The following is a 10,036-nucleotide window of genomic DNA, read 5'->3' as shown; positions in this document are numbered from 1 at the left end:
CTCCAAAGAGCGCAAGCGTTTCCCGCAGGAACTTTTTCTGCCCGGATTCCCCACCTGCGACAACCTAACGCCCGGGACTGAAGACTCACGACTTCCCCCTCACCATTCCGCCCCCCGGCCGTCCCGGCGGCGTTCTCTTTCTCTCCCTTACTTTAAAGACTCTGCCGTCAGGGCATGCTGGCTGCATTCGTAATATTTTCCCTGCTTCAGTTCCACCTTTTCCTGCACATTCTGCCCAAGTGATTCCGCCGCGGCTATCTCAAAAATCACATCGGCATACTCTTTGCTGTCACACTGAACGGTTCCGAACAGCTTTCCGCTCTTTAAACCTTCTAGTCCCTGCGGTGTCCCGTCTATGCCGACAATCTTAACCGGCCTGGAATCGCCGCTGCGTTCCAGCGCGTCGGCGGCTCCTAAAGCCATCTCGTCGTTGTTGCAGATGACCACCTCAATTTCTTTTGGGAATTCTTCGATCCACTGCTCCATCAGGGCCGATGCCTGGCTCCTGTCCCAGTTGGCAATCCCGCCGGTCAGTTTCTCAAGCGGTACGCCTCCGTCCTTCAGGGTCTGGATCGACCACTCGGTCCGGATTAGGGAATCCTGATGGCTGCTCTCTCCTTCAAGCAGCACATAGCTGACCTTTCCATTGCCGTCCAGATCGAGTCCTTCCGGATTTTCCTGATAGAGATCCACCAGGATATTTCCCTGCAGAACCGCAGACTCCTTGGCGTCCTCCCCCACATAGTAGAGCTTCTCCCAGCGCTTCATATCCTCCTCCACCGGCTCCCGGTTGAAGAAGATGACAGGCACATCCGCATCCATCGCCTTGTTGATGACATAGGAGGCGGCGGAGCGGTCCACCATATTGACGCAGATAGCGTCATATCCCAACGAGAGGAAACGGTCCACCTGGCTGTTCTGTGTATTCTGGTTGCCCTTGGAATCGGCCACATCCATCACGACCTTGATTCCGGTTCCCTTCTCATACGTTTTAGCTTTGTCTTCCAGGTTGGAGCGGATATTGTTGATAAACGGATCGTCTCCTCGGTACAGCACCACGCCGATGCGGATCGATTTTTTTTCATCCTTTTTATCGCTCCTGCAGCCCTGCAGAACCATACATCCGGCCAATACCACCGCCACTGCGGCCGCCGCAATCCATAAACGTTTTTGCTTCTTCATAGGCCATTCCCCCTAATCAATCGGATACAGAATCTTCTCGAATTTGCTTTCCCTTAAATCCGCTTTTTCTATATAATAGGCATCCAGGCGGATCTGCTCCCTGGCTCCCTTTCTCTGAATCGCTTCCACTGCCTTCTCTACGCAGAGATAACCTTCGTCGAACTCATTGCTGACCACCATTCCCCTGATGACTCCCTTGTCCATCTGGTTTAAGAGAGAGGGGGTTGTCCCGGTCCCGTAGAGGCTTACGATGTACTTTCCGTATACCGGGCTTCCGCCTATAATCTCCGCCGCCTCACTGGTACTTGAGGGATCCAGGCAGGCAATTACGGCCGTTCCGCTTCCGGGATATACGGTTTCTTCTATTATTTTGCGGAATGTGTCCGCCGTTTTTCTCTCGTAGGCAGCCATCGCAAAACCGTTTTCTTCCAGAACCGTCCGAAGTCCTTCCAGACGCTCTCCTGTGTAGCCGTGTGTCAGACTGCCGGCAAAGATATATACGGGCAGCTCCGGCGTATTTTCCGAGACAATTGCCTCGCCCATTTTTTTGCCCTCTTCAAAATGATCCGTGGAAACCGCTCCCTTCACGCTCTCCGACGGCAGCAGTTCCCCGGCCACGATCACCGGACTGCCCAGGACCGTCGTATCCATATGAGTCATACATTCCGTTGCATCCACGGGTTCCAGTATGACTGCCAGAGCCCCATCGTCGATCTCACGTTTCACCAGCTCCATCTGGCTGTCCGCATCTTCCTTATCAAAAAGCGTGATAAAACTGACATCCACATTGTAATCATCGGCGGCCTGTTCAACGCCTTTTCGGAAGTTGACGTAGTAGTCGTCCGTCGTATCGGCGATAACGATGGAAATCGGGTAAATCTCCGTCTTTTTTTCTTTAATAATCAGATCGGTGGAGGATAAAAGATACAGGAACACGAGAATTCCCGCAAAAACACCCCAGAGGACTTTTTCCTGTTTTGCCATTATACCATCCCCCTCTCCACCGCTTCACTGTACGGCACGACCGGAAGATGTATCCTGACCGTGGTGCCCTCATCCGGCTCCGATTCAATGGAAAGGCCGTATTCTTCCCCAAAGTAAAGCTTAATCCTCTCATTGACGTTTTTAACGCCGATGCCGGAACCGCGCCTGGATTCCACGTGGGACGCCCCCGTAAAGAGGTTGGCCACCTGTTCACCGGTCATTCCAAGGCCGTTGTCGCTCACGCAGAAATACAGATCCGCGTTCTCCTTCCATACCTTCAAAAGGATTTCCCCGTCGCCGTCCATGAATTCCATGCCGTGGTAAATGGCATTTTCCACCAGGGGCTGCAGCATCAGCTTGAGACTTGCCAGCTCCAGCACGTCGTCGGACGCCTCGATCTCATAGGTAAACTTGTTTTTAAATCTCATATGCTGGATCATCAGGTAGTTTCTGACATGTTCCAGCTCATCCCGCACCGTGATAATGCTTTTTCCCTTGCTCAGGCTGATTCGGAAAAATCTGGCCAGCGCGGTCACCGCCTTTACCGCCTCCGCCTTCTGCTCGTTTTCAATCATCCAGACGATAATATCCAGTGTATTATAGAGAAAATGGGGATTAATCTGGGACTGCAGCGTGTCGAATTCCTGTTTCCGCTTCGCCTCGTGCTCCGTCACGATGTCCTTCATCAGAAGACGTATCTGCGCTGCCATATCCCCGATAGATTTGCCCAGATGCTGAATCTCATAGGAACCGCCGGTATAAACGGTCACATCCAGGTTGCCCTCCTCCAGTATTCCCACGGATTTTTCCAGCTCCTTGATGGGGTTCGTGATCCTGGAGGAAATATAGGAATTGATGAGGGCCAGGATGAACAGAATGAGTGCAATGATGAATACGATAAAAAGCCGGGTTTTAATCGTGTTCAGGGAAACGACGTTTTCCGGCGTCACTCCGACCACTTTCCAGCCCGTATAGCCGATGGACTTGATTGTCACAAACCGGCTGCCGCCCTCAAACTCCTCCATATGGTTGCCGTCCTTATAGCCGGCCGCCGCCGCATTATTCTCCTGCATCCTGCCCGAATCGATGAGCTGCATCTTGGGATGGTATAAAAGCTCGCCGTCGCTGCTGATCAGATAGACGTATCCGCCCTTACCGGCCGTCACGCCGTCAAAGAGCTGTTCCAGACTGGAATAGCTGATGTCCACCAGAAGCACGCCCTGGGCCGTGGAAGTGCCCTTTGTAAGCTCCACGGCGCGGGAGAGGGATATCACCCAGCGGTACTGGTTCTCATTGTTGTCAAAAATATACTGCACATGGGGCTGGGAAAAGTGCTGGTTTTCCGTCTTCTCCAGCGCATCCTTAAACCACGGTTCCCCCGTGACGTCCAGATTCGCTTTAAGTCTTGCCGCGGGGACCGCTTCCACCAGCGTTCCGTCCTCCGAGAAAAGAGCAATGTTATCGACATTGTCCTTGTTATTGTCGTAGAGCAGCGTAAGCTCCGAACCGACCGACTCGGAGGAGAGGTCCGCATTCTTTACCGCTCCGTAATAGAGCGAATCCGACAGTTTCATAATCGTCCGCAGATAGGATTCCACGGAGCGGGCCACCTGGCCGATCAGCCTCTGGTTCTCGTCCTGGACCATGGCCGTGACCTGGCCGGACAGTCTCTGGTACAGGGAAAATGTAATCAGGAGGCCGGCCGCCAGCGCAGTCACCGTAAAATAGATGAAAATCGTGGTACGTATGCTGTTGTTCAGAAAAAACGGCCGTCTCTGATTATTGTCCTTCTTATCCATTTATCTGGCTCCCCTGAATTTCGTAGGCGACACACCGAACTTCTTTTTAAAAACATAGCTGAAATAGTTTTGTTCCGGGTATCCCACCTTATCTGCGATAATATAGGTTTTATCTTCCGTTGTCATGAGCAGTTCCACCGCGCGGTTTAAACGCACGTCCGTCAGGTACGCAATATAGGCCTGGCCCGTCTCCTTCTTGAATACGGTGGAAAAATAGGCCGGACTCATATGGAGATGGCGGCAGATCTTTTCCACCGACAAATCCGGATCCCTGAAGTTCTCCTGGATATACTGTTTGGCCTCCTGGATGACATTCTTGGTCGTATTGCTTCTCTCCTCCTCCATCACCCGGTTCATTTTAAAGGCGACTTCGGTCAGATACTGCCTGATATTGTCCGTTTTTTCCACTTTCAGAAGAATTTCAAAATAATCCGTCTCCACGCCGAACATATCGCTGATCCGAAGGTCATACTGCTGCGAAAGCTGGGTCAGGGCGTTGATGACGGCCAGGATATAGGCCTGGTACTGGCGGTAATGGACCTTTGCCTCCTCCATCTTTCCGACTACGTCTCCAACGACGGAGCGTATCTTCTCTTCCGGCCCGAATTTGACGGCGGCTATCAGCTCCGACTCCATCCGGCTGTCGAACTGAAGCTTTCCGTGGTTGAACGGCTCCACATCCCGGATGTAGATAAGACCGCCGGAACCGGCGACGGCCCTGTAACCCAGCGCATTTAACGCCGAGTGGAAAGACTGGCCGATATCCGTCAGGGAATTGCTGCTCTCTCCGACGCCGATTGTGACGGAAACCTCCAGGATCTTTTTCGTCTCCTTGCAGATATCGCCCAGCATGGCCACCAGGCCCGTCTGGGAATTATTTTCATCGATCGCGGCAATCAGGATGCTCTCAAAGGAGGAGTGAAACATCGTATAACGGTACTGTCCCTCCAGCTTTTCTTCTATCATATTCTGGACGGAGATCGGAATCAGCTCCCGCTCCTTATGGAGGGATACGGCCTTGTCCACCTTCTCGTCCGGTTCCAGATGGATGGCGGCAACAATCCATTTATGGGCGTTGTCTATGTCGATATCATATTCCTTCAGTTTTTCCGATATGGTTTCCCCCGACATTCCCCCATGGATCAGGTCGTTTAAGAAATGTTCCCTGATGGTCGGGAGATTTTTGATATAGCTCTCCCTGAGGAGGTTCACGTTCCTCTTCTGCTCGATCTCCTCATCCAGGTTTTTCTTAATTTTTTTGAGGATCGCGGTCAGTTCTTCCACGTTCACCGGTTTTAAAATGTACTCAATTACATTCAGCTTGATCGCTTTTTTCGCATATTCGAATTCATCGAAGCCGGAAAAAATCACAATCTTCACCGACGGATACTGCTGGCGGATTGTCTCCGCCATCGTGAGGCCGTCCATGTAGGGCATTTTGATATCCGTCAGGACGAGATCCGGCTCATTCTGCTCGATCTTTTCCAGGGCGTCCTTGCCGTTCTCCGCATCTCCGATTACTTCAAAGCCGGTGTCCGCCCAGTCTATCTTGTTAATAATGCTTTTCCTTACCTCTTCCTCATCGTCTACCAGCATAATCTTATAAAGATTCATATCGCATCACTCATCTTCTTCCCTGTCAATGTCATTGTCAATATAATCGATATCCTCAAGCGCCGCCGGATTAGAGGCGGGACAGAGATATACCTCGCCGGGATGCCTCTTCATTACGGCTTTTCCGCCCGTATCGCCGCGAAGACTTAAAAGCTCCTCCCGGTATTTCCCCGAAAATACGACGGGATTCCCGGTCCTTCTTCCGTCCGACAGGCAGGCGATCGTCTTTTTCGTCCTCCTGAATTCCTCCGCCAGCCGGAAGATCTCACCGGCCGCCAGCCGCGGCTGATCGCAGACCATAAACATCAGGCCGTCCTCCTCCGACATGGCTCCGGCCGCCCAAATCCCCAGCGCGATGGAATGGGAAATCCCCATTTCCCGGTTCCTGTTAAACACCACCCGCCTGTCCGGTTTCATGTATCCGGCCGGTTCACCATACGGTATAAAGCCGTCATGGCTGCAGAGTTCCCGGCCAATCTCCTCATAAGCCGTCACGGCGATGAGGCGGACCGCTTCTCCCTTTCCCGGCTTTTGAAGCGGTTCCATAAACCGTTTCTGGAATTCTTTTGCCGCCTCCACCGCGTAACGGTACATCGGCGTTCCGTCGATACAGTGAAGGAGTTTATTGCTGCCAAACCGTTTTGAAAAACCGGCCGCCAGCAGAATCACATTCATCATGGCAGTTTTTTAAGCCCCCTCACTACCTTCTCGGGTGTGACGGGAAGCTCCCGGAACCAGAGTCCGGTTGCGTGATAGATCGCCTGCACAATGGCGGGAAGCGGGGTGTTCATGACAACCTCACCTACCGATTTTGCCCCGAACGGCCCTGTCGGTTCATAGCTGGAATCGAATTCCACCTCCAAATCCGGCACCTCCACCCTGGCGGGAATTTTGTACTGCATAAAGGAGTTCTCTTTCAGTCTTCCCTTATCCGTATAATTTATATCCTCAAAAAGTGTCATGCCGATGCCCTGGACGATGCCTCCCTCGGCCTGGATTCTGGCCAGGTTCGGGTTTATCACCGTTCCGCAGTCCACGGCCGCCTTATACTGGAGAAGGTCAATTTTCCCCGTCTCCAAATCCACTTCCACCTCGGCCATACCGCACATAAACGGAGGCGGCGATACCTGGGAGGAATGGGAAACCGTAGCCTCAAGAGCCAGGCCCGAACCGCACATTCTCTTTGTGGAGATATCTTTGAGGGAAACCTTCTGCTCTTCCCCTGTCCGTGCTTCCGATGCATAAACACTGGTACCGTCGAAGTCCGCTTCCGACGCATTAACTTCCAGAAGCTCCGCGCCCTGGGCGATTATCTTTGCCCGCAGCTCGCCGCAGGCTTTGACAACGGCCATTCCGGTGACGTAGGTGGTGCTGGATGCGTAGGAACCCGAGTCATAGGGCGAAACATCCGTGTCTACACCGGACACGACGATGTCGTCCACATCGCAGTCCATACAGTCGGCCGCCATCTGTGCTAGGATCGTGTCACAGCCGGTTCCCATATCGGTTGCCCCGATCATCATATTATAATGGCCCTCATCACTCAGGCGGATTGTCACCGTTCCGACGTCCATGGCCGAGATGCCCGAACCCTGCATGGAAATGCCGACTCCGACGCCCCGGACCTTACCGTTTTTCATATCCCTGGACGGATACTTTCCGGCCCAGTCCATCATGGCCGCCGCTCTGTCCATACACTGTTTTACATGACAGCTCTGAAGCCGTTCATTGTAGTAGGCAGGCATAATCTGGCCTTCCTGCAGGAAATTCCGGCTCCTGATTTGGAGCGGATCAAGTCCCAGTATCGCCGCGGCCTCATTTAACGCCGTCTCCACCGCAAAGAGGCCCTGGGTCGCCCCGTACCCCCTGTAGGCTCCGGATGACTGGTAGTTTGTATAGACCACATCATAGGTAAACCGGAATGCCTCCGGCGTGTAGATGGGAATTGCCTTATGGCCGCTGAGTCCGACCGTCGTCGGCCCATGTTCCCCGTATGCTCCCGTGTTGGAAAGCGTATACATATCGATAGCCCTGACCTTGCCGTCGCTCATCAGTCCCATCCGGACGGTAATCTCCATCTCATGGCGCGGGGAAGAGGCAATCATGGATTCGTATCTTGTAAATACCATCTTGGCCGGGCGTCCCGTCTTCATCGTGACAAGGGCCGGATAAATCTCCGCCACTCCCGTCTGCTTGGCCCCGAACCCGCCTCCGATTCTCGGTTTAATCACGCGAATGGACGATTTCGGGATGTCCAGGGCATTAGCCAGAATCCGCCTGATGTGGAACGGAATCTGGGTGGACGCCACCACGTTAAGCCGCCCGAAGGCATCCTTATAGGTAAAGGCCCGGAACGTCTCCATCATCGTCTGGTTGTCCGCCTTCGTGTGATAGGTTCTCTCAATCACCAGATCGCAGTCCTTCAGCACCGCATCCACATCCCCGTCCGACTCGGCGCCGCTGGAACACAGGTTTCTCTGATTATCGGCTCCCACCGGGCAGAGCGCCTTCCAGTCTTCCTCCGGATGGACCAGCACATGGTTGTCCTTTGCCGTCCTGAAATCAAGAACCGGTTCCAGCACCTCATACTCCGTCTTAATCAGCCGGAGAGCCTGATCCACGGCGCTTTCCGTCTCTCCCGCCACGATGGCGGCCACGTCGCCGACAAAGCGCAGACGCCGGTCGATAACTTTTCTGTCGTACGGGCTTGGCTCCGGATATGTCTGTCCCGCCTGGGTGAACCGGCTCTTTGGCGAGTCTTCCCATGTCAGCACACAGGCGATTCCCGGAACGACTTTTGCCCTTTTCGTATCAATGGTCTTCACAAGCGCATGGGCGTAGGGGCTTCTCAGCACCTTCACCACAAGACAGTCCTTCGGGGCCAGATCATCGGTATAGACCGGCGCTCCCGTCACCAGGGCCATGGCATCTTTTTTCATCACAGGCCGGTTCACATTCTTTCCCTTATTCATGACTCCTGACCCTCCTGCTCTTTTTCCTTTATGTAAATAAGATATTTTCTAATAGCGCGCATCTGGCCGGAATAGCCGGTACAGCGGCAGAGATTGCCCGCCAAAAATTCCCGGATTTCGCGGTCATCCGGTTCCCTCAGTTCCCGCTTCATCGCAAGGACATTCATAATAAAGCCGGGACTGCAGAAACCGCACTGCTCCGCTCCTTCACCGGCCAGGAAACGGCCGAATTCTTCCGCTTCCTCCTTAACGCCCTCCAATGTCGTAATCTCAGCCCCTTCCGCCCGCAGCGCGGGAACGGCGCAGGAAAGCACCGGTTTTCCATCCATCCAGACGGTGCACAGACCGCAGTTTGTCGTCTCACAGCCGCATTTTACACTGTAGCACCCCTGGGAGCGCAGAAATTCAAGAAGCATCATATCGGGAGCGATATCCGCGCTCACCGCCTTATTATTAATCCTGCATGTCAGATTCATCCCGTCCGCCCTCCTGTCCTTCTCTCAGTGCGCCGATGCGTCCGGCCGCCCGGCCGATGAGAATGCCCGCCAGGTATTTCCTGTACTCCGCACTGCCTCTCATATTGGTACCGTAAGTAAAACGGGCGGCCAGTTTCTCCGCCTCCGCGCGCCTCTTCTCATCGTCCAGGACGGAAAGCAGGCCCTCTGTTTCAATGACCAATGCCTTGGCCGGCCTTGCGCCGACCGCCAGACGCGTCATCCCTTTTTCGTCCTCCGAAACGGCGACGGAGAGCACCGGGAAATCCACCGCCTCATTTCTCATCATCTCATAGGCCGCTTTTCTGCCCGTCTTCTTCACAATGAGGGCGGTCATAATATCGCCGTCCGCCTTCATGGCCGCAAACTCGGAAAGGGGAATCCTTCCTCCCCGGTAAAGCTCCACCCAGGAATCCATGACAAGAAAACAGGTCAGAATGTCGGAAAACCCGAATCTTCCGAATATGCTTCCTCCCACCGTGGCGCAGTTTCGAAACTGCGTTCCTACAATGTGACAGACACAGTCCCTTGCCGCCCCAAACATAAAATCATTCAGCCCATCATGCTGCTCCAGCTCACGCAGGGAAACCATGGCTCCAATCCGGAATTCCTCCTCCGTCTCCTCGATCCGATCCGATAAAAGCTCCCGAAGATCCAGGAGTGTTCCGATATTCCTGTTCTGCAGACGCAGAAAACAGAATCCCCCCGCTATTACCGCCGACTTTTTGGCATTCATCGTGAATGCCTCCTCCAAATCCTTTGGTTTAACATAATTTTTATAATGAATCACCGATTTATCCTCCGTATTAATCCGTGCCGTATGGCTGCCGTTTCGCGGCTAAGAGGCTGTTCCGGCCTCAAACACGGTTTACTGATATTTTACCATAGAGCTTAATTTAGGACAAGGAAAAAGCGGCTTACGCCGCTTACAGAGCGCCGCGAAAGGTAACAGTTCAGACAGCATGAACTGTTACGGCATTCGGCTAATGAA

Annotated in this window: 8 protein-coding genes; all 8 read right to left on the bottom strand. The window is 53.4% G+C overall.

Going from position 1 to position 10,036, the window contains the following annotated elements; genetic code table 11:
• Positions 1-147: 147 nt before the first annotated feature.
• The 8 genes from QZT18_RS17980 to QZT18_RS17945 are packed head-to-tail and all read right to left on the bottom strand — an operon-like array spanning position 148 to position 9,835.
• A complete protein-coding gene (locus QZT18_RS17980; protein ID WP_294150067.1) occupies positions 148-1,182 on the bottom strand; it encodes a galactose ABC transporter substrate-binding protein in 1,035 nt (344 codons plus the stop codon).
• Between the two features lie 12 nt (positions 1,183-1,194).
• The gene (locus QZT18_RS17975; protein WP_294150064.1) at positions 1,195-2,166 is read right to left on the bottom strand and encodes a substrate-binding domain-containing protein; all 972 of its coding nucleotides are present in this window, start codon (positions 2,164-2,166) and stop codon (positions 1,195-1,197) included.
• Positions 2,166-3,965 (bottom strand): sensor histidine kinase, encoded by a 1,800-nt coding sequence (locus QZT18_RS17970; RefSeq protein ID WP_294150062.1) that lies wholly within the window; start codon positions 3,963-3,965, stop codon positions 2,166-2,168. Before QZT18_RS17970 ends, QZT18_RS17975 begins: the two co-directional genes overlap by 1 nt.
• Positions 3,966-5,579 (bottom strand): response regulator, encoded by a 1,614-nt coding sequence (locus tag QZT18_RS17965; RefSeq protein WP_294150060.1) that lies wholly within the window; start codon positions 5,577-5,579, stop codon positions 3,966-3,968.
• A 6-nt stretch (positions 5,580-5,585) separates the two neighbouring features.
• Positions 5,586-6,257, bottom strand: coding sequence for a nucleotidyltransferase family protein (locus QZT18_RS17960; RefSeq protein WP_294150057.1), 672 nt, complete (start codon positions 6,255-6,257; stop codon positions 5,586-5,588).
• Positions 6,254-8,551, bottom strand: a complete 2,298-nt coding sequence (locus tag QZT18_RS17955; RefSeq protein ID WP_294150055.1) for a xanthine dehydrogenase family protein molybdopterin-binding subunit — start codon at positions 8,549-8,551, stop codon at positions 6,254-6,256. The genes QZT18_RS17960 and QZT18_RS17955 overlap by 4 nt, the downstream gene beginning before the upstream one ends.
• The gene (locus QZT18_RS17950) at positions 8,548-9,027 is read right to left on the bottom strand and encodes a (2Fe-2S)-binding protein (RefSeq protein ID WP_294150053.1); all 480 of its coding nucleotides are present in this window, start codon (positions 9,025-9,027) and stop codon (positions 8,548-8,550) included. The genes QZT18_RS17955 and QZT18_RS17950 overlap by 4 nt, the downstream gene beginning before the upstream one ends.
• On the bottom strand, positions 9,005-9,835 hold the full coding sequence (locus QZT18_RS17945) for a xanthine dehydrogenase family protein subunit M (protein ID WP_294150050.1): 831 nt from the start codon (positions 9,833-9,835) through the stop codon (positions 9,005-9,007). The genes QZT18_RS17950 and QZT18_RS17945 overlap by 23 nt, the downstream gene beginning before the upstream one ends.
• Positions 9,836-10,036: the final 201 nt, after the last annotated feature.

Origin of the sequence: uncultured Clostridium sp., assembly GCF_900547735.1 — a bacterium.
Taxonomy (GTDB): Bacteria; Bacillota; Clostridia; order Lachnospirales; family Lachnospiraceae; genus Otoolea.
This window is presented reverse-complemented; position numbering and strand designations above follow the sequence as displayed.

Bases quoted from the DNA above. Each gene is read 5' to 3' on its own strand.
- QZT18_RS17980 (WP_294150067.1), bottom strand. From the start codon at position 1,182: ATGAAGAAGCAAAAACGTTTATGGATTGCGGCGGCCGCAGTGGCGGTG.
- QZT18_RS17975 (WP_294150064.1), bottom strand. From the start codon at position 2,166: ATGGCAAAACAGGAAAAAGTCCTCTGGGGTGTTTTTGCGGGAATTCTC.
- QZT18_RS17970 (WP_294150062.1), bottom strand. From the start codon at position 3,965: ATGGATAAGAAGGACAATAATCAGAGACGGCCGTTTTTTCTGAACAAC.
- QZT18_RS17965 (WP_294150060.1), bottom strand. From the start codon at position 5,579: ATGAATCTTTATAAGATTATGCTGGTAGACGATGAGGAAGAGGTAAGG.
- QZT18_RS17960 (WP_294150057.1), bottom strand. From the start codon at position 6,257: ATGATGAATGTGATTCTGCTGGCGGCCGGTTTTTCAAAACGGTTTGGC.
- QZT18_RS17955 (WP_294150055.1), bottom strand. From the start codon at position 8,551: ATGAATAAGGGAAAGAATGTGAACCGGCCTGTGATGAAAAAAGATGCC.
- QZT18_RS17950 (WP_294150053.1), bottom strand. From the start codon at position 9,027: ATGAATCTGACATGCAGGATTAATAATAAGGCGGTGAGCGCGGATATC.